Annotated in this window: 26 protein-coding genes and 1 riboswitch; of the genes, 16 read left to right on the top strand and 10 right to left on the bottom strand. The window is 61.6% G+C overall.

All coding sequences use genetic code 11. The annotated features are described in order from the left end of the window. Positions 1-52: 52 nt before the first annotated feature. Positions 53-1483: a bifunctional D-glycero-beta-D-manno-heptose-7-phosphate kinase/D-glycero-beta-D-manno-heptose 1-phosphate adenylyltransferase HldE gene (hldE, locus tag CYR52_RS08150; RefSeq protein WP_072927238.1), complete on the top strand. Its 1431-nt coding sequence runs from the start codon at positions 53-55 to the stop codon at positions 1481-1483. A gap of 50 nt (positions 1484-1533) precedes the next feature. Here hldE and ubiK read toward each other — a convergent pair whose 3' ends face one another. Next, positions 1534-1899 carry a ubiquinone biosynthesis accessory factor UbiK gene (gene ubiK / locus CYR52_RS08145; RefSeq protein ID WP_101828392.1) on the bottom strand — a complete coding sequence of 122 codons (366 nt, stop codon included), beginning with the start codon at positions 1897-1899 and terminating at the stop codon, positions 1534-1536. A gap of 196 nt (positions 1900-2095) precedes the next feature. Further along, positions 2096-2265, top strand: a riboswitch (FMN riboswitch). Between the two features lie 118 nt (positions 2266-2383). On the opposite strand from ubiK, the gene ribB reads away from it, so the two are divergent. After that, a complete protein-coding gene (gene ribB / locus CYR52_RS08140; protein WP_072927240.1) occupies positions 2384-3037 on the top strand; it encodes a 3,4-dihydroxy-2-butanone-4-phosphate synthase in 654 nt (217 codons plus the stop codon). Between the two features lie 141 nt (positions 3038-3178). Here ribB and zupT read toward each other — a convergent pair whose 3' ends face one another. Continuing rightward, entirely contained in the window at positions 3179-3946 is a 768-nt protein-coding gene (zupT, locus tag CYR52_RS08135) for a zinc transporter ZupT (protein ID WP_072927242.1), read from the bottom strand. 220 nt (positions 3947-4166) lie between these two features. Here zupT and ygiD point away from each other — a divergent pair, with 220 nt between their 5' ends. Then, entirely contained in the window at positions 4167-4949 is a 783-nt protein-coding gene (gene ygiD / locus CYR52_RS08130; RefSeq protein WP_101828391.1) for a 4,5-DOPA-extradiol-dioxygenase, read from the top strand. 3 nt (positions 4950-4952) lie between these two features. Here ygiD and CYR52_RS08125 read toward each other — a convergent pair whose 3' ends face one another. Beyond that, entirely contained in the window at positions 4953-5963 is a 1011-nt protein-coding gene (locus CYR52_RS08125; protein WP_101828390.1) for a LacI family DNA-binding transcriptional regulator, read from the bottom strand. A gap of 228 nt (positions 5964-6191) precedes the next feature. On the opposite strand from CYR52_RS08125, the gene CYR52_RS08120 reads away from it, so the two are divergent. From CYR52_RS08120 to CYR52_RS08100, 5 genes are read left to right on the top strand one after another with little or no spacing between them, the layout of a single operon-like run. Then, positions 6192-7973, top strand: a complete 1782-nt coding sequence (locus CYR52_RS08120) for a class I mannose-6-phosphate isomerase (protein ID WP_101828389.1) — start codon at positions 6192-6194, stop codon at positions 7971-7973. Further along, positions 7967-8395, top strand: a complete 429-nt coding sequence (locus CYR52_RS08115) for a PTS sugar transporter subunit IIA (RefSeq protein ID WP_101828388.1) — start codon at positions 7967-7969, stop codon at positions 8393-8395. Before CYR52_RS08120 ends, CYR52_RS08115 begins: the two co-directional genes overlap by 7 nt. A 10-nt stretch (positions 8396-8405) precedes the next feature. Continuing rightward, positions 8406-8909, top strand: a complete 504-nt coding sequence (locus CYR52_RS08110) for a PTS sugar transporter subunit IIB (RefSeq protein WP_072927248.1) — start codon at positions 8406-8408, stop codon at positions 8907-8909. A gap of 15 nt (positions 8910-8924) precedes the next feature. Next, positions 8925-9707 (top strand): PTS mannose/fructose/sorbose/N-acetylgalactosamine transporter subunit IIC, encoded by a 783-nt coding sequence (locus tag CYR52_RS08105; protein ID WP_079205178.1) that lies wholly within the window; start codon positions 8925-8927, stop codon positions 9705-9707. Then, the gene (locus tag CYR52_RS08100) at positions 9707-10528 is read left to right on the top strand and encodes a PTS system mannose/fructose/sorbose family transporter subunit IID (RefSeq protein ID WP_072927251.1); all 822 of its coding nucleotides are present in this window, start codon (positions 9707-9709) and stop codon (positions 10526-10528) included. The genes CYR52_RS08105 and CYR52_RS08100 overlap by 1 nt, the downstream gene beginning before the upstream one ends. A gap of 51 nt (positions 10529-10579) precedes the next feature. Here the strand turns inward: CYR52_RS08100 and CYR52_RS08095 are convergent, their stop codons facing one another. The 5 genes from CYR52_RS08095 to tolC all read right to left on the bottom strand — a co-directional run bounded on the left by CYR52_RS08095 (position 10580) and on the right by tolC (position 15516). After that, complete coding sequence (locus tag CYR52_RS08095) at positions 10580-11350, bottom strand: glucose-6-phosphate isomerase family protein (protein ID WP_175558130.1); 771 nt, start codon at positions 11348-11350, stop codon at positions 10580-10582. Positions 11351-11360: 10 nt separating this feature from the next. Beyond that, positions 11361-11921, bottom strand: a complete 561-nt coding sequence (locus CYR52_RS08090; protein WP_072927254.1) for a glucose-6-phosphate isomerase family protein — start codon at positions 11919-11921, stop codon at positions 11361-11363. Between the two features lie 120 nt (positions 11922-12041). Next, complete coding sequence (locus tag CYR52_RS08085) at positions 12042-13202, bottom strand: glutathionylspermidine synthase family protein (protein ID WP_101828387.1); 1161 nt, start codon at positions 13200-13202, stop codon at positions 12042-12044. 6 nt (positions 13203-13208) lie between these two features. Continuing rightward, positions 13209-13853 carry a DUF1190 family protein gene (locus tag CYR52_RS08080; RefSeq protein ID WP_072927257.1) on the bottom strand — a complete coding sequence of 215 codons (645 nt, stop codon included), beginning with the start codon at positions 13851-13853 and terminating at the stop codon, positions 13209-13211. Positions 13854-14031: 178 nt separating this feature from the next. After that, the gene (tolC, locus tag CYR52_RS08075) at positions 14032-15516 is read right to left on the bottom strand and encodes an outer membrane channel protein TolC (protein ID WP_072927259.1); all 1485 of its coding nucleotides are present in this window, start codon (positions 15514-15516) and stop codon (positions 14032-14034) included. A gap of 229 nt (positions 15517-15745) precedes the next feature. On the opposite strand from tolC, the gene nudF reads away from it, so the two are divergent. From nudF to CYR52_RS08045, 6 genes are all read left to right on the top strand, one after another. Beyond that, positions 15746-16387 carry an ADP-ribose diphosphatase gene (nudF, locus tag CYR52_RS08070; RefSeq protein ID WP_072927261.1) on the top strand — a complete coding sequence of 214 codons (642 nt, stop codon included), beginning with the start codon at positions 15746-15748 and terminating at the stop codon, positions 16385-16387. Then, the gene (locus CYR52_RS08065) at positions 16383-16805 is read left to right on the top strand and encodes a DUF1249 family protein (protein ID WP_072927397.1); all 423 of its coding nucleotides are present in this window, start codon (positions 16383-16385) and stop codon (positions 16803-16805) included. The genes nudF and CYR52_RS08065 overlap by 5 nt, the downstream gene beginning before the upstream one ends. A 27-nt stretch (positions 16806-16832) precedes the next feature. Continuing rightward, positions 16833-17660, top strand: coding sequence for a 3',5'-cyclic-AMP phosphodiesterase (cpdA, locus tag CYR52_RS08060; RefSeq protein ID WP_072927262.1), 828 nt, complete (start codon positions 16833-16835; stop codon positions 17658-17660). Continuing rightward, entirely contained in the window at positions 17660-18241 is a 582-nt protein-coding gene (gene yqiA, locus CYR52_RS08055; protein ID WP_072927263.1) for an esterase YqiA, read from the top strand. Before cpdA ends, yqiA begins: the two co-directional genes overlap by 1 nt. Positions 18242-18339: 98 nt before the next feature. Continuing rightward, positions 18340-20235 (top strand): DNA topoisomerase IV subunit B, encoded by a 1896-nt coding sequence (gene parE, locus CYR52_RS08050; RefSeq protein ID WP_072927264.1) that lies wholly within the window; start codon positions 18340-18342, stop codon positions 20233-20235. Between the two features lie 56 nt (positions 20236-20291). Beyond that, positions 20292-21188 carry a LysR substrate-binding domain-containing protein gene (locus tag CYR52_RS08045; protein WP_072927398.1) on the top strand — a complete coding sequence of 299 codons (897 nt, stop codon included), beginning with the start codon at positions 20292-20294 and terminating at the stop codon, positions 21186-21188. Between the two features lie 73 nt (positions 21189-21261). Here CYR52_RS08045 and CYR52_RS08040 read toward each other — a convergent pair whose 3' ends face one another. Next, complete coding sequence (locus tag CYR52_RS08040; RefSeq protein WP_072927265.1) at positions 21262-21567, bottom strand: putative quinol monooxygenase; 306 nt, start codon at positions 21565-21567, stop codon at positions 21262-21264. Positions 21568-21734: 167 nt separating this feature from the next. Further along, complete coding sequence (locus CYR52_RS08035) at positions 21735-22319, bottom strand: NAD(P)H-dependent oxidoreductase (protein ID WP_072927266.1); 585 nt, start codon at positions 22317-22319, stop codon at positions 21735-21737. Positions 22320-22718: 399 nt separating this feature from the next. Here CYR52_RS08035 and parC point away from each other — a divergent pair, with 399 nt between their 5' ends. Both parC and CYR52_RS08025 read left to right on the top strand, forming a co-directional pair. Further along, a complete protein-coding gene (parC, locus tag CYR52_RS08030; protein WP_101828386.1) occupies positions 22719-24995 on the top strand; it encodes a DNA topoisomerase IV subunit A in 2277 nt (758 codons plus the stop codon). Positions 24996-25345: 350 nt separating this feature from the next. After that, positions 25346-26089 carry a 1-acylglycerol-3-phosphate O-acyltransferase gene (locus CYR52_RS08025; protein WP_072927269.1) on the top strand — a complete coding sequence of 248 codons (744 nt, stop codon included), beginning with the start codon at positions 25346-25348 and terminating at the stop codon, positions 26087-26089. Positions 26090-26195: the final 106 nt, after the last annotated feature.

Genomic DNA, 26195 nt, shown 5'->3' with positions numbered 1-26195 from the left:
TTATGATAATATCTCGCGAAATTTTACCGTTTTGATCAGTCTGGAGTATGGGATGAAAGTAACACTGCCTGATTTTCGCCGTGCCGGTGTGCTGGTAGTTGGTGATGTCATGTTGGACCGCTACTGGTATGGGCCGACCAGCCGTATTTCGCCGGAAGCCCCGGTGCCGGTAGTAAAAGTCGATACCATTGAGGAGCGTCCTGGTGGTGCGGCCAACGTGGCGATGAACATCGCCTCGCTGGGGGCGGCCTCCCGCCTGGTGGGGCTGACCGGTGTCGATGATGCCGCGCGCGCACTGAATGCCAAACTGGACGAAGTCAATGTGCAGTGTGATTTCGTCCCGGTGCCGACGCACCCGACCATCACCAAGCTGCGCGTGCTGTCACGCAACCAGCAACTGATCCGCCTCGATTTTGAGGAAGGGTTTGAGGGCATTGACCCGCAGCCGGTGCTGGACCGCATCCAACAGGCGCTGCCCACCTGCGGCGCACTGGTGCTGTCTGACTATGCGAAAGGGGCGCTGGCCGACGTGCAGCCGATGATCGCGCTGGCGAAAGCCGCCGGGGTGCCGGTGCTGGTTGACCCGAAAGGCAACGATTTCGAACGTTACCGCGGTGCCACGCTCCTGACGCCGAACCTCTCTGAATTCGAGGCGGTGGTAGGCCGTTGCAAAGAGGAAGCGCAACTGGTTGAGCGCGGCATGAAACTGATTGCTGATTTCGACCTCTCCGCGCTGCTGGTCACCCGCTCCGAACAGGGCATGACCCTGTTGCAGCCGGGCAAACCGCCGCTGCACCTGCCGACCGAAGCGCAGGAAGTCTACGACGTGACCGGTGCCGGTGATACGGTGATCGGCGTGCTGGCGGCGGCGCTGGCGGCAGGCAATTCGCTGGAAGAGTCCTGCTTCCTGTCGAATGCGGCCGCAGGCGTGGTGGTTGGCAAACTCGGCACCTCGACGGTGTCGCCGGTAGAGCTGGAGAACGCCATCCACGGCCGTGCGGAAACCGGCTTCGGCATCATGACCGAGGCGGAACTCAAGCGGGCAGTGGCGGATGCGCGCAAGCGCGGCGAAAAAGTGGTGATGACCAACGGGGTGTTCGACATCCTGCACGCCGGCCACGTCTCCTACCTCGCCAACGCGCGCAAGCTGGGCGACCGCCTGATTGTGGCGATGAACAGCGACGCCTCCACCAAACGGCTCAAGGGCGAATCCCGCCCGGTGAACCCGGAAACGCAGCGTATGATCGTGCTCAGCGCCCTGGAAGCGGTGGACTGGGTGGTGCTGTTTGAAGAGGACACGCCGCAGCGTTTGATCGCGGAGATCCTGCCTGATTTGCTGGTAAAAGGCGGGGATTACCAGCCGCATGAAATTGCCGGCAGCAAAGAGGTATGGGCAGCGGGCGGTGACGTGCGGGTGCTGAACTTTGAAGATGGCTGCTCCACCACCAACATCATCAAATCGATCAAAGAGGGGCGTGGCTGACAGGCCGCCCTGACGAAAAAGGACACCCCAGGGTGTCCTTTTTTTATGGGTTACAGCTTGTCCGACGGCGGCGTCGGCGGGCTCACCGGGGCGTCCGGGGCCACCAGCGGCTCCGGTGCCACGGCAGTTTCCGGCAGTACCGGGGCGTCCGGGATCACGGCGGTCGGCGGGGTGACCTGGCGGCTTTCCAGGGCTTCCAGGCGTTGCTCCAGCAGCGCCAGCTTTTCGCGGGTACGCAGCAGCACCTGGGTCTGCACGTCAAACTCTTCGCGGTTGACCAAATCAAGGCGGGTCAGCTGGGATTGCAGCACTTGCCGGATCTTCTTCTCGACATCGCCCCCGAAGTCGCGGATGCCTTTCGGCATGGACTCATGCACCTGGCGTGCAATCTGTTCTATTTTTTTCGGGTCAATCATGATCGTTCCCTTGTTTGGATAAAAGTCTCTTAACTCTAGTGTAATCTGAGTTCGGCACAGGATAAACCCTTGGGAAACATTCAGCGGATGAATCAGATAAACCAGCGGCTACCTAAGAAAATGTGCAGTGAAAAGCGGCAAAGCTTAGCCAAAAACGTGAATTGCCCTATGAAAACATTGGCGCTATAGTAATCACGCTTATTCTCAGGGCGGGGTGAAAGTCCCCACCGGCGGTAAACCATACACCACGGCTATCAATGGCCGGTATGGAAGCCCGCGAGCGCTTACACGGTTATCGGTGTAAGGTCAGCAGATCCGGTGTAATTCCGGGGCCGACGGTTATAGTCCGGATGGGAGAGAGTAACGGCTGTTGCCGGGCATGATGCCCGCTTGCGTTATTTTTCAAATCACCTGCCTGCGGGTGATTACCCTCCTAAGCTCGCCCTGATTCTGGTAATCCATAATTTTAATGAGGTTTTTTACCATGAATCAGACGCTACTTTCCGAATTCGGTACGCCGGTTGAACGTGTTGAACGTGCAATTGATGCGCTGCGCAATGGCCGCGGCGTGATGGTGCTGGATGATGAAAACCGCGAAAACGAAGGTGACATGATTTTTGCCGCCGAAACCATGACGGTCGAGCAGATGGCGCTGACCATCCGCCACGGCAGCGGCATTGTCTGCCTCTGCCTGACCGAGGAACGCCGTCAGCAGCTCGCGCTGCCGATGATGGTGGAGAACAACTCCAGCCAGTTCCAGACGGCCTTCACCGTGACCATTGAAGCCGCCGAAGGCGTGACGACCGGCGTCTCCGCCGCAGACCGCATCACCACCATCCGTGCGGCAGCGGCAGACAATGCCAAACCCAGCGACCTGAACCGCCCCGGCCATGTCTTCCCGCTGCGCGCGCAAAACGGCGGCGTCCTGAGCCGCCGCGGCCACACCGAAGCGACCATCGATCTGGTGTCACTGGCTGGGTTCAAACCGATGGGCGTGCTGTGTGAGCTGACCAACGATGACGGCACCATGGCCCATGCGCCGGAAGCCGTCACCTTCGCCAAACAGCATGATATGCCGGTCGTGACCATTGAAGATCTGGTGGCGTACCGCCAGGCCCAGACGCGCCAGGCGAGCTGATCCGCAACGCCTGCGATGGCGCGGAAAAACAGCGTGAAAACATTAGCGCTGAAAAAAAGACCAGCGCTGAAAAAAAGACCAGCGCTGAAAAAAGGGCTGCCGATGGGCAGCCCTTTTTTATGGCGGGAAGGGGGGCGGGGATCAGCCCGCGCCGCCGCTCTGGAGCAGTGTCAGGCTGAAGCCCATCACCGCCATGCCGCACAGCACGCCGTAGCTCGGGTTGTTGTTGGGATCGATCTCTTTGGCCAGCGGCATCAGTTCATCCACCGACAGCGCCACCATAATCCCTGCCACCGCCGCCATGATCGAGGCCATCAGCACCGGCGACACCAGCGGGCCGAGCAGGCTGAATGCCAGCAGGCCGCCGAGGATCTCCGCCATGCCGGAAACGCCTGACCAGAGCAGCGCTTTGGTTTTCGAGCCGGTGGCGGCATACACCGGCCCGGCGACTGCCAGCCCTTCCGGGATATTGTGGATGGCGACCGCCAGCGCAATGCCCAGCCCCAGCTCCAGATCAGTACTGGCGGTGACAAAAGTGGCTATGCCTTCCGGGAAGTTATGCAGGCTGATGCCGAGCGTCAGCAGCAGCGCGGTGCGTTTCAGGTTGCCCGGCAACAGCTGGCCGTCGGTCAGATCCTGCGGGTGGGCGTGGGGCAGCAGCCGGTCCAGCGCGAAGTAGCCCAGCAGGCCCAGCATAAACATGCCGTAACCCAGCATCGGCGACATGCCCTGGGTATGCAGCGCCGCCGGTAACATCTCCATCAACGAAATCAACAGCATAATACCGGCGGCAAACCCGAGGGCAAACGCCAGCACCCGGTTTGAGGGCTTCTGCCCGATAATGCCCAACAGCGCCCCGGCAAAGGTCGCGCCACCGGCCAGCAGGGTAAGGATTAGCGGTACTGACATGACAGCTCCTTTCAGTAAATTCCATTAACTGTGGGCCGTGCCACCCGGCACCACGCGCCTGATGTGCACTGCCGCTGACATAAGGATTCAAAAATTCTGAACATCTTCTTCATGCTTATGCGGCTGTAAGCCTTTGTGAAAGAGAGTAACGTATTTTGTTACCGGCGGCAGGGGCTTTTGCCTTTTGCTGCATTCAGAGTATACGCAGCAAGGATAATTTATGACCACTACACGTATGCCTGCGCTGTTCCTCGGCCACGGCAGCCCGATGAACGCCCTGCAGGACAACAGCCACACCCGCGCCTGGCAAACACTGGCCGCCGGGTTGCCGCGGCCAAACGCGATTCTGGCGATCTCGGCCCACTGGTACACCCGCGGCACGGCGGTCACGGCGATGGCCGAGCCGCGCACTATCCATGATTTCGGCGGCTTCCCGCAGGCGCTGTTTGACGTGCGCTACCCGGCACCCGGTTCCCCGGCGCTGGCCGCGCAGCTTCAGCAGTTACTGGCGCCGGTGCCGGTGGCGGCCGATCAGGGCGAGTGGGGGCTGGATCACGGCTCATGGGGCGTGTTGATCAAGATGTATCCGGAGGCCGATGTGCCGGTGGTGCAGCTCAGCATCGACGGAACGCAACCGCCGGAATACCACTATGCATTAGGGCAAAAGCTGGCTGCGCTGCGCGACCAAGGGGTGCTGATTGTCGCCAGCGGCAACGTGGTGCACAACCTGCGCATGGCGAAATGGCAGGGCGACGCCCCAGCTTACCCGTGGGCCACCGCCTTCAACGATTATGTGAAGCAGAACCTGACCTACCGCGGCGAGCGGCACCCGCTGGTGCACTTTATGGAACATGGGGGCGCGGCGCTCTCCAACCCGTCGGTGGAACACTACCTGCCGCTGCTGTATGTGCTCGGCACCTGGGACGGCCGCGAGCCAATCACCACGCCCACGGACGGCATCGAGATGGCGTCACTGAGTATGCTCTCGGTGCGGGTCGGGTAAGGCTCAGCCGCTGAAACCACAGGAGCCGCGGATCACCAGCGTCGGCGGCAGGATGATGCGCTTCGGCGGCTCATCATTGCCCTGCATCCGGCGAAACAGCAGTTCACCGGCGGTGCGGCCAATCTCCCGCGCTGCCACCGAAATGGTGGTCAGCCCCGGCTGCACCAACGCCGCCTCCGTGATGTCATCAAAGCCAATCAGCGCGACATCACGGCCAATCTGCCAGTTCAGCGCCCGCAACGCCTGCATCACCCCCAATGCCACCACATCCTGATAACAGAGTGCCGCCGTGATCGCCGGATATGCCCGGAAAAGCGGTTCCGCAGCCTGGCAGCCTGCGCTCTGGCTGGCGTCACTGCACAGGATCCATTCCTGACGGATAGGCAGGCCATTCTCCACCAGGGTGCTGGTATAGCCGCCCAGCCGCTGTGCGCGGGTTGACGAGGTGGCCGAGCCGCCAATAAAGGCAATATTCCGGTGGCCCATCGCGATCAGGTGGCGGGTAGCAAGCTGGGTACCGAGGAAGTTGTCAGTACCGACAAAATCGAAATGCGCGTCATTGACCGGGCGTACCACCATAATCGCCGGGATCTTGCGCCGTTTCAGTGCCTCAAAAAACAGCGGCGGTGTCTGGCGGGCGGCGCACAGCACCATGCCGCCGGCGCTGTTTTGTAACAGGGAATCCACAAACTTCTGCTGGCGCTCCACCGACTCCTCGCTGTTGGCCAGAAACAGCATCAGGTCGTGGCGCGCCATCTCCTGGCTCAGCCCGGCGGTCATCTCCGCATAAAACGGGTTGGTGATGTCATGCAGCAGCAACCCAATCTGGTTACTGCGGCGGTTGCGCAGGTTGGCGGCGGTCTGGTTATAGACATAGCCCAATGTATCGATCGCCTCCAGTACCCGCCGGCGGGTGGCGGCAGAAATCCGGCCACGATTACGCAGCACCATAGAGACGGTTGCTGTTGAGACGCCGGCATGGGCCGCCACGTCGGCCAGGGTAATGCTGGTCATATCTTGCTCCTGTCACGCGCTGTGCGCACCGTTATCCCTGTGAATCCTCAAGGTATAACGATTAACCTGTTTCCGCGGGGCAGCGTAAATTATCCTGTGAGGCCTGTCATAAATCCCGGCCTCTTTTGCCGCTAAATGCGGCTTTCTAGAGGTTAATCCCGTTAATCGCCCTACTTAACTTAAGGTTAATCGATTAATCTTTACGCTTTCACGGCAGGAGGCGCAGAGATGAACAAAAGGAATGAGCACCCGCAGTACGACAAATTCCCGGAAGTGGTGATTGCGGGCCGGGAGCAGGCCGCCCGGCAGGGCTGGCCGCAGGTGGTGGCAACACTTCAGGCGGCGCTGGCCGCGCGGGCGCAGCAGAAAACAGTGCTGGTGGTGGAGTGTTACCACGGGGTGGCGCAGCGCGAACTGCTGACGAAGTTACTGATGCCGCTGCACCCGGCCGCGCTGTTTGATGCCGCCGAAGCCCGGCGCAGCCCGGAGGAGATTGACGCGCTGATCGACGCCGATCTCACAGACGACCCGGTGTTCGGGCGGATCTGCACGCGGGAACTGGCCGACTTCTTCGATCCCGGTAAGTGCGCACGCCTGCAACAGGCGATCGCCGCCGTCAGCCGGGGGCTGGTGGTGGTGGTCGGCACCGGCGCGGCGCTGATGGCTGAGGGCGATCTGCTGATCTACGCCGATCTCGCCCGCTGGGAGATCCAGCAGCGCTTTCGCCACGGCGGGCTGGGCAACTGGGGGGCTGACAACGCCACGGCCGATCTGGCCGCCCGCTATAAGCGCGCCTTTTTCGTCGACTGGCGGGTGCTGGACCGCCATAAAGTGCCGTTATTGCAACGGGCGGATTTTCTGCTCGACACCCATCAGGCCGGTTCGCCGCGTCTGGTGAGCGGGGCGGCCTTCCACGCCGGGCTACGGCAAGTGGCCCGCCAGCCGTTCCGCGTGGTGCCGTTCTTCGACCCCGGCGTCTGGGGCGGGCAATGGATGAAACAACAGTTTGATCTCGATCCGGCGGCGGCCAACTACGCATGGTGTTTTGACTGCGTGCCCGAGGAAAACAGCCTGCTGATGCGTTTTGGCGACGTCCGGGTCGAGATCCCCGCGCTGGATCTGGTGCTGCTCTACCCGCAGGCATTGCTGGGTGAGGCGGTGTATGCGCGCTTCGGCGCGGAATTCCCGATCCGTTTTGACCTGCTGGACACCGTCGGCGGCCAGAACCTCAGCCTTCAGGTTCACCCTACGGCACCCTATATCCGGCAGCAGTTCGGCATGGCTTACACGCAGGATGAGAGCTACTACATCCTGGCAGCAGAGCCGGACGCCGGCGTCTGCCTGGGGGTGAAAACCGGTACCCAACCCGACGAAATGGCTGCTGCGCTGGCTCAGGCCGGGCAGGGGCTGAATGGCTTTGACGATCGCCGCTTCATCAACCACCTGCCGGCGCGCCGTCACGACCATTTCCTGATCCCGGCCGGGACAGTGCATTGCGCCGGGGCGGGCAGCGTGGTGCTGGAGATCAGCGCCACGCCTTACCTTTTTACCTTCAAATTATGGGACTGGGGGCGGCTGGGGCTGGATGGCCGCCCGCGTCCGCTGCATCTGCACCACGGCCGCGAGGTGATTGACTGGCAGCGCGACACCGGCTGGGTGACGCGGGAGCTGGTGAACCGCGTCGAGCCGGTGGCCGCCGGGCCGGGCTGGCAGGAGGAGCGCACCGGCCTGCACCCGAGCCAGTTTATCGAAACCCGCCGCCACTGGTTCAGCGTGCCGGTGCTGCACCACACCGAAGGGCGCGTCAACGTCCTGAACCTGATTGAGGGGGAAGAGGCGGTGGTGGAAAGCCCGTCCGGCCACTTCGCCCCGTTCGTGGTGCATTTCGCCGAGACTTTTATCATCCCCGCCGCCGTGGGGGCCTACCGCATCCGGCCCTGCGGCCGCAGCCTGGGCAAGCGCCTGGGCACCCTGAAAGCCTGGGTGCGTGAGGAGGCAACCCCATGCTGACGGTCATTATTGCCGGCCACGGGCCGCTGGCCGATGCCCTGCTGACCAGCGCCCGCATGATCTGGGGCGCGTTGCCGCGCACCCACGCAGTCACGCTGGAGGAGCATGGCGGCATCACGGCTTTTCAACAGGTATTCACCGACGCGCTGACGGAGGCGGTGTACCACAGCAGCGGGGTGCTGGTGCTGTGCGATCTGCAAAGCGGTACACCCTTCAACCTGGCCTGCCGCTTTGCGATGACGCCGGGCCACCCGGTGCCGGTGGCGGTGGTGGCCGGGGTCAACCTGCCGATGGTACTGATGAGCGCCGAACTGCTGGAGGAGCCGGATGTGCACCAGGTGGCGCGCCGGTTGATCGCGCAGGCACGCGAGGCCGTCAGCGGCTTCCGCCCGGCCGTTGCCCCGCAACCCGACCTGTTCTGAGGAGAAAAGAATGGCGCTTTCGTTTGTACGTATTGATGACCGCGTGATCCACGGCCAGCTGGTGACCCGCTGGGCAAAGGAGTTGCCGTGCGACGGCATTGTGGCGATCGATGATGAGGTGGCCGCGGATGCCCTGCTGGCGTCGGTGATGAAAGGGGCGATTCAGGACATCCCGGTCTGGCTGTTCACCGTGGCGCAGGCGATTGAGAAGCTGCCGAAAGTGATTGCCAGCAGCAAACACTATTTCGTGATCGGCAAATCCCCGGTGACGCTGCAACACCTGGCGAAGGCGGGCATTGACCTGCACAACCGTTACCAGCGGATCAACGTCGGGCCGATGTCGGCGCGGGCGGATACCGTCACCATCGGCCCCAACCAGTCGGTGACGGCCGGGGAGCGTGAGGCCTTCGATTTTCTGGCGGCGCGCGGCTACAGCATTGAGTTCCGGCTGGTGCCGGATGCCGGCTGTTTCAGCTGGCAGGATGCGCAAAAAAAAATGAAGCCGTCAGCCTGACGGCGGGGAGGCATGATGTGGTTTGAAGCAACGCTTATCGGCGTGTTCTGCTATCTGGGGGCGCTGAGCAGCCCGTGGCTGCTGGGGCTGACCGGCGGCTGGTATATCCTCAGCCGCCCGCTGGTGTCCGGCATGGTGGTCGGGGCGATCCTGGGGGATATCCAGACCGGGATCGTGATCGGCGTGGCGGTGCAGGCGGTCTATATCGCGATGGTGACGCCGGGCGGCTCAATGCCTGCTGACCTGAATTTCGTCGCCTGGCCCGCGATTGCGCTCGGTATCCTCTCCGGCCAGGGCACGGCAGTGGCAGTGGCGCTGGCGGCCACCATCGGCATTCTCGGCACCATTCTGTTTAACGCGATGATGGTGCTCAACTCTTACTGGAACCACCGGGCGGACGTGGCGGCAGAGCAGGGTGATGAGCGCGGCATCTACCTCAACAGCGCCATCGGGCCGCAGGCCACTAACTTCCTGCTGCGTTTTGTGCCCTCGTTTATCGCGGTGTTTTTTGGCGCGCGCTACATCAACGGGGTGATGGACGCCCTGCCGGAGGTGGTGCTGACCACCATGAATGTGCTGGGCGGCATTCTGCCGGCGGTGGGGATTGCCATTCTGCTAAAGCAGATCATCCGGCACGCCAGCATGGTTACCTACTTTCTGGTCGGGTTCATCTGCATCGTGTTCCTGAAGCTGAACATGGTGGCGCTGGTGATCGTCGGCGCGCTGCTGGCCCTGATCCACTACAGCTACAAACCGGAACCGGCTGCTGTCGCGGCCGCGGATGAGGAGGAGTTCTGATGGAGACGACCCCCGTTACCCTGACAAAACAGGATCTGCGCCGCTGCTGGCGCGCCTGGATGATGTACAACCTCTCGTCGATGAGCTTTGAGCGGCTCCAGTCTTACGGCTTCTGCCTCGGGATGCTGCCTGCCCTGCGTAAGCTCTACCCGGCCGGGCCGCAACGCATTGAGGCGATCCGCCGCCATGCCTCGTTCTACAACACCGAGCCGCAACTCGGGGCGATCGTCAACGGCATGGCGGTCGGGCTGGAGGAGAAGCGCGCCAACGGCGAGCCGGTGGACGGCGACACCATCAACACCCTGAAAGTCGGGCTGATGGGGCCGCTGGCGGGCATCGGGGATTCCATGCTGCCGGGTATGCTGATCCCGATCCTGCTCAGCATCGGCATGGCGCTGGCCGCGGGCGGCAGCGTGCTCGGGCCGCTGTTCTATATCATCGCTTACGCCGGGATCGTCATCCCCGGTTCCTGGTGGCTGTTTATGAAAGGCTACCGGCTCGGCACCGGGTCAGTGGAGATGCTGGTCAGCAGCCGGTCGGCGCGCCTGCGGGAAGCGCTGTCACTGCTCGGGGTGTTTGTGATGGGCGGGGTGGCCGCCAGCTACGTGAAACTCTCCACCGGGCTTGCGCTGTCAACCAAAGAGGGCGTGAGCATTCACCTGCAACAGATGCTGGACGGCATCTTCCCGCAACTGCTGCCGTTGCTGGTGGTGCTGGTCACCTGGTATCTGATGAGCAAACGCGGCCTGTCACCGGTGAAGGCGATGCTGGGGCTGCTGGCGCTGGCGGCGGCGGGCGTCACGGCTGGGCTGTTTGGCTAGGCATTTGTGAAAGAGAGAGAATAACAGCCCGGCAATGCCGGGCTGTTCAGTTTACGGCTCGAAATGCACCCACTTTTCCGCCATGCGCGCCGGTTGTGAGATAAATTGCAGGCGTGAAGGCGACTGCGCAAACTGCCGGTAAATCGGCTGCCCTGTCAGGCCAAACTCGCTATAGCGGCGCGGCGTCACTACCTGCAAACGGCCGGGCCGGTAGCGCGGGTTCTGCTGCCAGACAATATGGTTGCCCTGCAACAGCGGGTACCACGCCAGCCCCTGATGCGCCCGCACTGCCTGATACTCAAACCCATACTCCCGGTCACACCAGGCGGCAAAGGTCAGCGGCGTCTCCGGGTCAGCTGACAGGGTGGCGTGCGCCCAGCCCGGCGGCACCAGCACCTGTTCGCCCGGCCCGGCGCAGACCGCAAAACAGCGGCCGGGATCGTGCATTACCCGCTCCTGCATATAGATAATCGCCCGGCCCTGCCACACTTCATACAGCTCCGGCGGTGACCAGCCGCTGTGCGCGCTGATGCGGTGGATATGCCCCTGGCTGCGCACCGGCTCATCCCCCAGGCGGCCCCCGGCATAAGTGACAATGCCGAACAGCAACATCCGTTTCTGCAACTCGGCCAGATGCGGCTGCCGGGCGACATCCATCGCGATCGCGTAGACTTGTTCCGGCCCGTCACAGTGCGGGTCCCGCAGGGAGGGGCGGATCTGGTCTAAAGTGCGGATCTCCGGCAGCGGGCCAATCACATCACCGCCATAGCCAAAACCCAGCGGCGCATGGGAGACGCGCACATCCAGCCCGTAATGGGCCATCGAGAGGGCGTCAGGCATCTTGCACCTCCGCCCGCCAGCCGTCGCCGTCCGCCATGACCCGCACCCCAAACCCCTGCGGCTGCAACGCCTGATAATCGTGCCCGGCGACGGCTGACCACACCGCCAGCGCAGAGAGCGTGCCGCTGCCGGTGTTGATCAGCCGGTGGGCGGTAAACGGCGGGATGTGGTGCACGCTGCCGGGGAACACGTGCTCCAGCACGCCCTCGCCGGCCTGCCGGAGCAGCAGCAGGCCGTGGCCGCGCAGGCCAACATAATATTCCGCCTGTTCGCGGCGCTGGTGGAGATGGCCGCGGGTCATGTAGAACTCCCGGCCAATCCGGCCGGGGTGCAGGTGGGTGACCCCGGCCAGCAGTTCGCCCTCCTGTTGCGGCGCAGGCAGGATCGCCACCGTATAGATCGGCGTGTCTGCCGGTAGGGCGGCCCAGGCGGTTTGGTCTTCAAACAGCCCGGCCAGCATTCCGGCGGTGGTGGTGTGCTCGTGGAGATCGGCGGCAATAAACTGCCCGGACGCCAGGTCAAGCTGGCGCGGCAGCCGTGTTTTCAGCTTCATATCTGGTTGCTCCGCCCGAGGAGAACAGACGCGGCCAGCATACGGGATGAACCGGTTAACCGCCGTGACAGCGGGCATAAAAAAGCGCGCCAAAGGGCGCGCTGTCACAGGCGGGGGCGGTCAGCCAATAATGGTGTGCGGGTAGAAGCGGGAGAGATCCTGGGTGATCAGCTCACGATCCTCACGCAGCCCCATGCCGCAGGGTTGATCGTCCACCAGCCAGCTGCCGACCACCACATAGCTGTCGCCGAATTTCGGCAGCGGGTGGAATTGCTGCACCACCATGCCCTCTTCGCCGTAGGGGCCGTCCACATGGGCGAGTTGCTGCCCCTGTTTGAAGATGCTGATGTTGGCCCCCTCGCGGGAGAACAGCGGCTTGACCACATAGTATTCCAGCGGCGGGTGATCCTCATCCGCAAAGTAGGCGGGCAGCAGGTTCGGGTGGTTGGGGAACATCTCCCACAACATCGGCAGCAGCGCTTTGTTCGAGAGGATGCTTTTCCAGGCCGGTTCCAGCCAGCGCACGCCCGCATCTTCCAGCTTGGTCGAAAACATCTCGCGGAACATAAACTCCCACGGGTAGAGCTTGAACAGGTTGGCGATCACCTGATCCTGCAGGTCGGTGAATTGCCCTTTTTCACCCAGGCCAATCTCATCGATATAGAGGAATTCCGTGGGCAGCCCGGCTTCCTGCGCGCAATCCTGTAAATACTGCACTGTACCGCGATCCTCGTCGCTGTCGCGGTAGCAGGTGAGGTGCAACAGGCCAAACCCGTGGCGTGCTTTCAGGTCAGCAAAGCGGGCGATCAGCTTCTCCTGCAAGCTGTTGAACTGATCCGCTTCCGGCGGCAGTTTACCGGCGGCAATCTGGTCTTCCAGCCACAGCCATTGGAAGAACGCCGCCTCATACAGCGAGGTCGGGGTATCGGCGTTGTTCTCCAGCAGTTTCGGCGGGTTGACGCCGTCATAGGCGAGGTCGAGCCGGGAGTAGAGTGACGGCTGGCCGCTGCGCCAGGACGTGCGCACCAGTTCCCGGCAGTGGCGGGGAATGCGGCAGCGATCCATCAGCGCATCGCTGCTGACGACCTTTTCCACCACTTTCAGGCACATCTGGTGCAGTTCGGCGGTGGCCGCCTCAACCTCTTCCACCTGGGCCAGCGTGAATTCATAGCAGGCATCCTCACACCAGTACGGCTCGCCATACATGGTGTGGAACTGGAAACCAAACTCGGCCGCTTTTTCACGCCAGTTGGGGCGCTCCGGCAGGGAACGTCGTTTCATGCAGGCTTATCCCCCGAATGAGCGTGAGCCGGAGCTCATGCTGCTGCGTTGTGCGGTCGCCTGTTTGGCCACGGTTTCACCGAACCCGCCGCGGGTGATGGTGCGGGTGGTGGCGGGTTTCGGGGCCAGGGCGGTTTTCGGCACCGTCACCGTGCGGCCCGGTGTGGCTGCGCCGTAGTTTCTGCCGCTGGCATCCACAAATTTGCCGTTGGCCGGGTTGTTGGGCGCGCGGGAGGTGAACAGCGGCTGTTGGGCATAACTGCCGCCGCTCATCATCCGGCCCATCATGTAACCGGCCATCAGCGGCATCCAGAAGCTGCCGCTCTCGTGCGGCTGAGCCACGGCACCGGCCTGGGCGGGTGCCTGGGTGCATTGCCCCTCGCCGAACTCCGCCACGCAATCTTCGCGGCTGGCATATTTCGGCGCGGTACGTGCGGCCTCTTTCTGCGCCTCGGTGTAGGCGGCGTTGCACTGCGCGGCGTTGGACGGGTTGGCGCGGGTGCAGTCGTCGGCGTTCTGGTACATCGATACCGTTTCGTCCGCCTTTTCACAGCCGGCCAGCGTAAATGCCGCGCCGACGGCCAGCGCCAGCGGGGCCATCCGGCAGCACTTACGGAACGCCGATAAGTTAATTTGTTGAGTCCGTTTCATTGTCTTTCTCCCCTTAATGTAAGAGCGAAAAGCCCTTCCCAGTGGGCGTAAGGATAGGTGAAAGCTGGCTGTTTTTAAAGCAGGCGGAGGTTGCAATGCGGTGCAACGCCCAAACATAGGGAGAGGAAAGAAAAACGGCACCGGCGAAGGCGCGGTGCCGTGAGAGCAGGGCGGAAAATTAACGCTGGAACGGGTTGCTGCCGCTGCTGCGTTGGGTGGCAGCCGCAGCCGGGCGGGCAGAGGACTGGCCCTGGGCATTCGCCTCACCGCTGACCGCTTTCACACCGCCGTCAGCCGCGGCATCCTGCTGGGCGTTTTCCGGTGCCACTGCTTCCGGGGTGGTCGGTACCGGCTTGCCGAGCGCGTTGTTCAGCATCTGTAGGTCACTGATGTTCAGCGTGCCGAGGGCAGACTTCACATTCAGCTGGTTGATCAGGTAGTTGTAACGCGCGCTGGAGAGCTGCTGCTTGGCGTTGTAGAGCGTGGTAGTGGCGTCCAGCACGTCAACAATGGTACGCGTCCCGACCTGGTAACCCGCTTCTGACGCATCCAGGGAGCTTTGCGCCGACACCACGGCCTGTTTGTAGGCGTTGATGCTGCTGATGGAGGCGGAGATGTTGTTGAAGGAAGAACGCACCGTCTGCACCACAGAGCGGTGGGCGCTTTCGAGCTGCTCACTGGCACTGACGAAGTTGAACTGCGCCTGTTTCACCTGCGAGGTGACCGCGCCGCCGCTGTAGAGCGGCAGGCTGAAGTTCAGGCCGACCTGGTTCTGCCCGGCGTCGCTGTCATCGGCGACATTGCGCGAGCCGCTGTATTTGCTGTTGCTGATGCCGCTGGAGGCGGTCAGGTCCAGCGTCGGCAGGTGGCCGCTCTGGTAGTAGCGGATCTGCTCACGCGCCAGATCCTGTGACAGGCGGGCGGAGAGCAGGTTCAGGTTGCGGCTTTCCGCCTCTTTCAGCAGGCTGTTGACGGCCTGCGGGCGCTGGGTGGTGAAGGTGTCGATGTTCAGCGACGCCAGCTCCGGGTAGTACTGGCCGGTGACCTGGCGCAGGGCTTCCAGCGCGTTGTCGAGATCGTTACGCGCCGTGACTTCGTTGGCCAGTACGCTATCATATTGGGCGCGGGCGTTCTGCACGTCGGTTATCGCCACCAGGCCCACGTTAAAGCGTTGGGTGGTCTGGTCGAGCTGGCGGTAAATCGCCTGTTTCTGCGCTTCGGTATAGGAAAGCGAGTCAATGGCGCTCAGCACGTTGAAATAGGCGGTGGCCGTATTCAGGATCAGGTTCTGCTGGGCGGTCTGGTAGGTGACATCCTGGATGCCGGCCTGCTTCTCCTGAAGCGTCAGCGCCCGCCATTTGGACATATCAAAAATTGTCTGGGTCAGCTGCAATGCACCGCTGGTGACATTACTTTCCGTGTCCCGTGCATCTTTGAAACCACTGGTATAGGTGTAATCCACACCCAGGCCCAGTTGCGGCAGCAACGGGCTGCGCGTTTCATTGATCTTCTCAAAGGCTGCATCGCGCACAGCGGCAGACTGGCGCAAATCCGGGTTGCTTTCGCGTGCCTGCTGGTAGACCTGGAGCAGGTTTTCAGCCTGGCTCACGGAACTCAGGCCAGACAGGCTCAGTCCGATAAGAAAGGGGAGCAGTTTCTTCATTGGCATTCCTTGTTGTGCAGCATTGGTGCTTATTATGTAGGTGCTGTCGAGAGCAAAAATTTTGCCGATTCTATCAGAGTATTAGACACTGGCGAGGTGGCTTAACGTGCCATCACCCTTGAATAGTGTCAATCTACCACAATCATGTCCGCGTATAATTAATGAACATTCACGGTATTGACCTAAAACAGGTCAAGGGTGCCGTTATACTCACCAGAGAGGGAACATCATGGCTTCATCTACTCAGGCTTCGCCGGTCACTTTCACCAAAAATGATGTAGAAATTATTGCACGTGAGTCACTTTATAGTGGTTTTTTTTCGCTCACCGCCTATCGTTTCCGTCACCGTCTGTTCAATGGTGAAATGAGCGGCGAAGTGCGCCGTGAAGTGTTTGAGCGCGGCCATGCGGCGGTGCTGTTGCCCTATGATCCGGTGCGGGATGAAGTGGTACTGGTTGAACAGCTGCGTTTCCCGGCGCTGGAAACCAGCGAGACCCCGTGGCTGCTGGAGATGGTAGCCGGGATTATTGAGCCGGGTGAAAGCCCGGAACAGGTGGCCCGCCGCGAGGCGGTGGAAGAGGCCGGCCTGACCGTGGCCCGCTGTAAACCGGTGCTGAGTTACCTGGCCAGCCCCGGCGGCACCAGCGAGCGGTTGTCGGTGATGGTCGGTGAAGTGGACGCCACGACAGCAGAAGGCTTGCACGGGCTGGCGGATGAACACGAGGATATCCGGGTACATGTGGTCAGCCGTGAGCAGGCCTGTCGCTGGGTAGAAGAAGGAGCTATTGATAACGCGGCCTCAATCATTGCTTTGCAATGGCTGGCGCTGCACCATGAATCGTTACGAAAAGAGTGGTCAACTGATGATTAAGCGCTATACCCCTGATTTTCCCGAAATGATGCGGCTGTGCGAAACCAATTTCGCACAATTACGTCGGTTGCTGCCGCGCAACGATGCCGTCGGCGAGACGGTGAGTTATCAGGTGAGTGGCGCCACCTACCGTTTGACGATTGCGGAATCGACACGCTATACCTCTCTGGTGGCGATCCAGCAGACTGCCCCGGCAGTCAGCTACTGGAGCCTGCCGGCCATGACCGTGCGGCTCTACCATGACGCGATGGTGGCTGAAGTGTGTTCAAGCCAGCAGATCTACCGCTTCAAAGCACGTTATGATTATCCTAATAAAAAGTTGCATCAACGCGATGAAAAGCATCAAATTAACCAGTTTCTTGCTGATTGGTTGCGCTACTGTTTAGCGCATGGAGCGATGGCGGTTCCGGTTTGTTAGACAGACTGAGATAACAAAGGACACCATTTGGAAAGCCTGTTTACGCTGCCTGTGGCCGGTGACGCCAGGGTCAGGATATTACAAATCACCGATACGCATCTGTTTGCCGGTGAACATGAAACCTTGCTGGGCGTGAACACCCTGCGGAGTTATCACGCGGTGCTCGATGCCATTGCTGCGCAGCAGCGGCCGGTGGATATCATCGCAGCGACCGGCGATCTGGCCCAGGATCATTCGCTGGCGGCGTACCGCCACTTTGCCGCCGGGATCACGCGCTTTCCGGTGCCCTGTTTATGGCTGCCGGGCAACCACGATTTCCAGCCGGCGATGGTGGATGCGCTGGCCGCGGCAGGGATTGCGCCCTCCAAACAGGCGTTGCTGGGCGACCACTGGCAGATGATTTTGCTGGATACCCAGGTATCCGGGGTGCCGCACGGTGAGCTGAGCGAGTACCAGCTCGCCTGGCTGGCGCGCTGCCTGGCGGCCTACCCGGATCGCTACACGCTGCTGATGCTGCACCACCACCCGCTGCCCTCCGGCTGCACCTGGCTGGACCAGCACAGCCTGCGCAATGCCCATGAGCTGGCGGCGCTGCTGGCGAATTACCCGAAGGTCACCACGCTGCTGTGCGGGCATATCCATCAGGAGATGGACGAGCCGTGGCACGGCCGCCGCCTGCTGGCGACGCCGTCGACCTGTGTGCAGTTCAAACCGCACTGCACCAATTTCACCATCGACAGTGCGGCACCCGGCTGGCGCTACCTCGATCTCTTCCCGGACGGCCGGCTGGAGACGGAGGTTCACCGCCTCGACACCCATGAGTTCAGCCCTGACATGGATTCGGACGGTTATTGATGAGCACCTTACTCTACCTGCACGGATTCAACAGTTCGCCGCTCTCGGCCAAAGCTTCTGCCCTGAAGGCGTGGCTGGCGGTGCACCACCCGCATATCGACATGGTGGTGCCGCAACTGGCGCCGTTCCCGGATGCGGTGGCAGAGCAACTGGAGTCACTGGTGATGGCGCGCGCCGGGGAAAACCTCGGCATTGTCGGCTCGTCGCTCGGCGGCTACTACGCCACCTGGCTGTCGCAATGTTTTGCGCTGCCGGCGGTGGTGGTCAACCCGGCGGTGCGGCCGTATGAGCTGTTGCTCGACTATTTGGGGCAGAACCAGAACCCCTACACCGGCCAACAATATGTGTTAGAGTCTCGCCACGTCTACGACCTGAAAATTATGCAGGTCGATCCCCTGGAGTCGCCGGATTTGCTCTGGCTGCTGCAACAGACCGGAGATGAGATTCTCGATTACCGCCAGGCCGTGGCCTACTATACCCCCTGCCGCCAGACGGTAGAGTCGGGCGGGAACCACACCTTTACCGGATTCGAACGCTTCTTCTCTCCGATTGTGGATTTTTTAGGGCTGGCGTCTGACTGACGCCCTGTGTCACAGCCCGCCGCGAACCGGGCGGTTGACCGGCCGCCGCGCCGGTTCCCGTCAGCCCACCAACAACTGGCCACGAATAGTAATCAAAGATGAGTCAATCAAGTTATAACGCAGATTCCATTGAGGTACTCAGCGGCCTTGAGCCGGTGCGTCGTCGTCCGGGCATGTACACTGATACCTCGCGCCCTAACCATCTCGGTCAGGAAGTTATTGATAACAGCGTCGATGAGGCGCTGGCCGGCCACGCCCGCAAAGTCGAGGTGATCCTCCATGCCGACCAGTCGCTGGAAGTGATCGACGACGGCCGCGGTATGCCGGTGGACATCCACCCGGAAGAGGGCATCCCGGCGGTGGAGCTGATCTTCTGCCGCCTCCATGCGGGCGGCAAGTTCTCCAACAAAAACTACCAGTTCTCCGGCGGCCTGCACGGCGTGGGGATCTCCGTGGTCAACGCCCTCTCAACCCGCGTGGAAGTCACCGTCAAGCGTGGCGGCCAGGTCTACGAGATGGCGTTTGAGAATGGCGACAAGGTGCAGGATCTGAGCGTCACCGGCACCTGCCCGAAACGCGTCACCGGCACCCGCGTCCAGTTCTGGCCGGACGGCAGCTTCTTTGACAGCCCGCGTTTCTCCGTCAGCCGGTTGTCACACCTGCTGAAAGCCAAAGCGGTGCTCTGCCCTGGGGTGGAGATTGTTTTCAAAGACAAGCTCAACAACACCGAACAGCGCTGGTGCTATGAAGACGGCCTGACCGACTACCTGATGGAGTCCGTGAACGGGCTGGTGACGCTGCCGGAAAAACCGTTTGTCGGCGCGTTCGCCGGGGACACCGAAGCGGTGGACTGGGCGCTGCTCTGGCTGCCGGAAGGCGGTGAGCTGCTGACGGAAAGCTACGTTAACCTGATCCCGACCATGCAGGGCGGCACCCACGTCAACGGGCTGCGCCAGGGCCTGCTGGATGCGATGCGTGAGTTCTGTGAGTTCCGCAATATCCTGCCGCGCGGCGTGAAGCTGTCGGCGGAGGATATCTGGGACCGCTGCGCACATGTGCTGTCAGTGAAAATGCAGGACCCGCAGTTCGCCGGCCAGACCAAAGAGCGCCTGTCATCGCGCCAGTGCGCCGCCTTTGTCTCCGGTGTGGTGAAAGACGCCTTCAGCCTGTGGCTGAACCAGAACGTGCAGGCCGCGGAACAGCTGGCGGAACTGGCGATCTCCAGCGCCCAGCGCCGGATGCGCGCCGCCAAAAAAGTGGTGCGTAAAAAGCTCACCAGCGGCCCGGCGCTGCCCGGCAAACTGGCCGACTGCACCTCGCAGGATCTCAGCATGACCGAACTCTTCCTGGTGGAAGGGGATTCGGCAGGCGGCTCCGCCAAGCAGGCGCGCGATCGTGAATACCAGGCGATCATGCCGCTGAAAGGCAAGATCCTGAACACCTGGGAAGTCTCCTCTGACGAAGTGCTGGCGTCGCAGGAGGTGCACGACATCTCCGTCGCCATCGGCATGGACCCGGACAGCGAAGACCTGACCCAGTTGCGTTACGGCAAAATCTGTATCCTGGCGGATGCGGACTCCGACGGCCTGCACATCGCCACGCTGCTGTGTGCGCTGTTCGTGCGCCACTTCCGCTCGCTGGTGAAAGATGGCCACGTCTATGTGGCGATGCCGCCGCTCTACCGCATCGACCTCGGCAAAGAGGTCTACTATGCGCTGGATGAAGAGGAGAAAGCCGGGGTGCTGGAGCAGCTCAAGCGCAAAAAGGGCAAGCCGAACGTCCAGCGTTTCAAAGGGCTGGGCGAGATGAACCCGTTGCAGCTGCGTGAAACCACGCTCGACCCGAATACCCGCCGCCTGGTGCAGCTCACCATCAGCGATGATGACGTAGACCAGACGATGGCCATCATGGATATGTTGCTGGCCAAGAAGCGTTCCGAAGACCGGCGTAACTGGTTGCAGGACAAAGGTGACAAGGCCGAACTGGCCGTCTGATGCCTCTCCCGGCCGCCCCTGTGGCGGCCGGTCTCTTTTTCCCGCAGGGCCTGCCGATGAAACTCACCCTTGATGAACTCGCTGCCTTTGTGGCCGTGACTGACAGCGGCTCGATCACGGCCGCCGCCGAACAGTTGGGCCAGACCTCGTCAGGCATCAGCCGTGCGCTGAGCCGCCTTGAAACCAAACTCGGTATTACCCTGTTGCGCCGCACCACCCGCCGCCTGGAGCTGACGGAAGAGGGCGAGCTGTTCCTGACCCATGCACGCCAGATTGTGGAGTCGGTGGAGCAGGCGGAGGAGCAGATCGCCCTGCGCCGCGAAACCCCGGCCGGGCGGCTGCGCGTCAACGCCGCTGCGCCCTTTATGGAGCATGTGATCGTGCCGCTGGTCGGCGGCTTTCGCCGTCGCTACCCACAGATTACGCTGGAGCTGAACACTGATAACCTGATAATCGACCTGCTGGAGAAGCGCACCGACGTGGCGATCCGCATCGGCACCCTGCGTGATTCCACCATCCATGCGCGGCTGCTGGGGTGCAGCCGGCTGCGCTTGCTGGCCAGCCCCGGTTATCTGGTGCGCCACGGCACCCCGGCGCAGGTAGAGGACCTTGCGCATCACAGCCTGCTCGGTTTTACCCAGCCGGAATCCCTGAACCAGTGGCCTGTCCGCACCGCTGACGGCGCACGGCTGGTGATAGACCCCGCGCTCTCCGCCTCCAGCGGCGAAACCCTGCGCCACCTGGCGTTACAGGGGGAGGGGATTGTGCAACTGGCGGATTTCATGACGCGTGAGGATTGCCGGCAGGGGCGGCTGGTGCCGGTATTGCCGGCACTGACCGAGCTGGAGAGCCAGCCGGTCAACGCCGTCTACTACCGTAATACCCCGCTGGTGGCGCGCATCACCTGTTTTCTGGATTACCTCAGCGAACAGATGGGCGAGGGGCTGCTTTGAGGGGGCGCTGTAAAGCGGGCATAAAAAAAGCCGCGTGATGCGGCCTTAACGCTGTTCCGGCAATCCGGAGACATCAGGGTTTGTCGAGAATGTGGATCACGACCTCTTCCACATCCTGTTTAATCGCTTCCCGGTGGTGGTGCATGTGCGGCTGCTGCTGGTGCTGCTCCAGGTGGTTCAGGCTCTCCCACTCTTCCAGCATAAAGATGGAATCCGGCACCGTTTTACGCCACGGTACCTGCCCGTTGAAATCGATCATCGGCACATAACTGCCGCAACCCTGCTCTGCGCGCACCACAGGCAGTAACGCATTAATCTGTTGCAGCACCGCATCCCGGCGCCCCGGCCTGACCTTGATTTCAGCAATCACAGTAATCATAAGTGACCTCGTCGGCATCCCTGCGGATGGGGAGGGAAAGGGCGGCACTCCGTCGCGGCCCTTTCATCATACACTGACGCTTACAGTGTGGGCATTGCTGTCAGAAGATGCCATCCGGCATCGTCTGATTTCACCGTACTTTACCGTGCTTTACCGTACGTTAACCGTCAGATGTTGAACACGTGGTCCAGGTGCGCACGGTAGCGGGCGATGTCGGTGTCGACGTCCGGCTGCTTGATCACATCGTTGCAGATAAAGGTCGGCAGCCCGGCCATGCCAAGGAATTCATTGGCTTTATGGAAGTGCATGTAGAGGCCGTCCACCCCGACGCCGTGGAAGAACTGCTCTTTGTCGGTGAACGCTTCCAGCGGGGCGTTCCAGGTCAGCGACAGCATGTAAGTTTTGCCCTGCAACAGGCCGCCGGAGCCATATTTTTTCGAGGCGTCAGCGCGGGTGCGGCCGTCGCTGGCGTAAAGCTTGCCGTGGCCTTCGGTGAAGACTTCATCGATGTATTTTTTCATGATCCACGGCTCGCCCATCCACCAGCCCGGCATCTGGTAAATCACGGTGTCGGCCCACAGGTAGTTTTCCACTTCAGCCTGGACGTCATACCCCTGGTCGATATTGACGACACGCACCTCATGCCCGCTGTCACGCAGGAAACTGGCGGCCACGTCGGTCATGGTGTTGTTCAGTGCACCTTTGGAGTGGGCAAACTCTTTTGCCGCATTCAAAATCAGGATCGTGCTCATGGCGTCTCTCCGGTTAATGTGTAGTAAGCGTAATGACTGATTGCGGAAGTGTACGCGGGAAAGCGCCAGGGAAAAATGTGTCATATGTCACAAAACTTTTGCTTAAACAGCAATAATCCGCGCCGTAACCCCCGTTTTTTTGCGGGAATAACGGCCCGTGCAACGGCCGCGGGCGGGGGGATTCTGTGGTATACTTGCTGCCACACAAACCCCCGGCAGCCGCGGCCCGGCCGCCACGCCCTGCTGCGTTTCCATACCCTTTTGACATCGCTCAGCGCGCAGACATCGCTGTGACAGCAAGATGCCTGATAAGGTACTATCGCCGCATAATGTACCGGCGCGGGCAACGTCTGCCGGTTGCGGCATAAAGAGACAACACGGTCTGAGGAATAATGATTAATGAGTGATATGACTCATGACGGTGCTGAGCGCCTTGCGCTGCACACGTTTACTGAGAACGCCTACCTGAACTACTCCATGTACGTGATCATGGATCGGGCACTGCCGTTTATCGGTGACGGTTTGAAACCGGTACAACGCCGGATCATCTATGCCATGTCAGAACTCGGGCTGAACGCCAGCGCGAAATTCAAAAAATCCGCCCGCACCGTGGGTGACGTGCTGGGTAAATACCATCCGCACGGCGACAGCGCCTGCTACGAGGCGATGGTGCTGATGGCGCAACCCTTCTCCTACCGTTACCCGCTGGTGGACGGCCAGGGCAACTGGGGCGCGCCGGATGACCCGAAATCCTTCGCGGCGATGCGTTACACCGAATCGCGCCTGTCGAAATATGCCGAAGTGCTGCTGCGCGAGCTGGGCCAGGGCACCGTGGACTGGGTGCCGAACTTTGACGGCACGCTCGACGAGCCGAAAATGCTGCCGGCGCGCCTGCCGAACATCCTGCTCAACGGCACCACCGGGATCGCCGTGGGGATGGCCACCGACATACCGCCGCACAACCTGCGTGAAGTGGCCAAAGCGGCGGTGATGCTGCTGGACAAACCCAACACCGAACTCGACGACCTGCTGGCGCACGTACAGGGGCCGGATTTCCCCACCGAGGCGGAAATCATCACCCCGCGTGACGAGCTGCGCAAACTCTACCAGACCGGGCGCGGCTCCGTGCGGATGCGCGCGGTATGGAAGAAAGAAGAGGGCGACGTGGTGATCACCGCGCTGCCGCACCAGGTTTCCGGGGCCAAAGTGCTCGAGCAGATCGCCAGCCAGATGCGGGCGAAAAAACTGCCGATGGTAGAAGACCTGCGTGACGAGTCGGATCACGAAAACCCGACGCGGCTGGTCGTGGTGCCGCGCTCCAACCGGGTGGACATGGATCAGGTGATGAACCACCTGTTCGCCACCACCGATCTGGAGAAAAGCTACCGCGTTAACATGAACATGATCGGGCTGGATGGCCGCCCGACGGTGAAAGGTCTGGTGGAGATCCTCACCGAGTGGCTGGCGTTCCGCCGCAACACCGTGCGCCTGCGCCTGAACCACCGGCTGGAAAAGGTGCTCAAGCGCCTGCATATCCTCGAAGGGTTGTTGACGGCCTTCCTGAATATCGACGACGTGATCCACATCATCCGCAGCGAAGATGAGCCGAAAGCGGTGCTGGTGCAGCGTTTCGGCCTGAGCGAAACCCAGGCGGAAGCGATTCTGGAGCTGAAACTGCGCCACCTCGCCAAACTGGAAGAGATGAAGATCCGCGGTGAGCAGGAGGAGCTGGCCAAAGAGCGCGATCAGCTGCAGGCGCTGCTGGCCTCTGAACGCAAGCTGAACACGCTGATCCGCAAAGAGATCCAGGCGGATGCTGACGCCTACGGCGATGACCGCCGTTCGCCGCTGCATGAGCGTGGCGAAGCCAAAGCGATGAGCGAAACCGAGATGCTGCCGTCTGAGCCGGTGACCATCGTGCTGTCGCAAATGGGCTGGGTGCGCAGTGCCAAAGGCCATGACATCGACCCGACCGGCCTGAGCTACAAGGCGGGTGACAGCTTCCTGGCTGCCGCACGCGGCAAGAGCAACCAGCCGGTGGTGTTCATCGACTCCACCGGCCGCAGTTATGCGCTGGAACCCACCACGCTGCCGTCGGCGCGCGGGCAGGGCGAGCCGCTGACCGGCAAGCTGACGCCGCCGCCGGGCGCGGTAATTGAGCAGGTGCTGATGGCACCGGATGAGCAGAAATTGCTGATGGCCTCCGATGCCGGGTACGGCTTCGTCTGTACCTTCAGCGATTTGGTGGCCCGTAACCGCGCCGGTAAGGCGATGATCACCCTGCCGGAGAACGCCAAAGCGCTGACGCCGCTGGAGATCCACGGTGAGGATGACATGCTGCTCTCCATTACCGCCGCGGGCCGGATGCTGATGTTCCCGGTGGCGGATCTGCCGCAGCTCTCCAAAGGCAAGGGCAACAAAATCGTCTCTATTCCGTCGGCGCAGGCTGCCGCCGGGGAAGACCGCCTGGCCTGGCTGTTTGTGCTGCCGCCGCAGACGTCACTGACGCTCTATATCGGCAAACGCAAACTGACGCTGCGCCCGGAAGATTTGCAGAAATACCGGGCAGAGCGCGGCCGCAAAGGCACCCTGTTGCCGCGTGGCCTGCAACGGATCGACCGGGTAGAGGTGGATGCCCCGGCCCGGCCGGAGAGCGCCGGCAGCAGCGAAGCCTAACCGCCCGCCTGCCGTAATCTGCGCCCTGGGGCTGCCTGCCCTGGGGCGTTATTCGTTCTGCGGCACAGCCGCACGGCATAAAACGTGCCGGGCCGCGTTTTCCAGATGTTTTTTTCGGTGAATATTCATCGTTTGCATTAATATAGCCGTTGTATCACCACGGTGAACGTTTCAACGCTTACCGGTCAACAGGTTAAGCCGTACACCATGTATCATTGAACACCGGGTGAGCAGGGCACCTTCTTCGCTAAAAAAGAAACCCCGCTGTTTCATCAGGAAGCAAGGAAACCGGCACTCAATACAGGCCGCCATCGCGCGCCAGAGGCCGGATATACGCTAAAGAGGTTGTTATGTTGTTGATTGTGCGTACCATTTTGGCCATCGTGTTTTCACTTTTGGTCTGTATTTTCGGATCGGTTTTCTGTCTCTTCAGCCCGCGCGATCCGCGCCACGTGGCCCGTTTCGGCCATATGTTCGGGCGGATGTCCACCCTCTTCGGGGTGACCGTGGAGAAGCGCCTGCCACCGGGTGCAGCGGAGTATGGCAATTGCATCTATATTGCCAACCACCAAAACAATTACGATATGGTCACCGTGTCTAACATGGTGCAGCCGCGTACTGTCACAGTGGGCAAAAAAAGCCTGTTGTGGATCCCGTTCTTTGGCCCGCTCTACTGGCTGACCGGTAACCTGCTGATTGACCGTGATAACCGCGCCAAAGCGCACAGCACCATCTCACAGGTGGTGGAGCAGTTTAAAAAGCGCGATATCTCCATCTGGATGTTCCCGGAAGGCACCCGCAGCCGCGGCCGCGGCCTGATGCCGTTCAAAACCGGGGCCTTCCATGCGGCCATTGCCGCCGGGGTGCCGATTGTGCCGGTGTGCGTGTCGAATACACACGGTAAGATCAACCTGAACCGCTGGTCAAACGGGCTGGTGATTGTTGAAATGCTGCCGCCCATCGACACCACCGGTTACGGCAAAGAGCGGGTTCGTGAACTGGCCGAGCTTTGCCGCACTCAGATGCAGGCTAAAATTGCCGAACTGGATGCGGAAGTCGCCCAACGCGAAGCCGCGGCCAAAAAAGGCAAGTAGCCGGGCGCGTATGCGCCGCCCGCATTACGCCCTTCCGGCCTGGGGATCAGGCCCGCGCGCGGCCCGCTGCCGCGCCATTTTCACCCGGCCTTTGGCCGGGTTTTGC

This window comes from Chimaeribacter arupi (genome assembly GCF_002858805.1).
Classification (GTDB): domain Bacteria; phylum Pseudomonadota; class Gammaproteobacteria; order Enterobacterales; family Enterobacteriaceae; genus Chimaeribacter; species Chimaeribacter arupi.
This window is presented reverse-complemented; position numbering and strand designations above follow the sequence as displayed.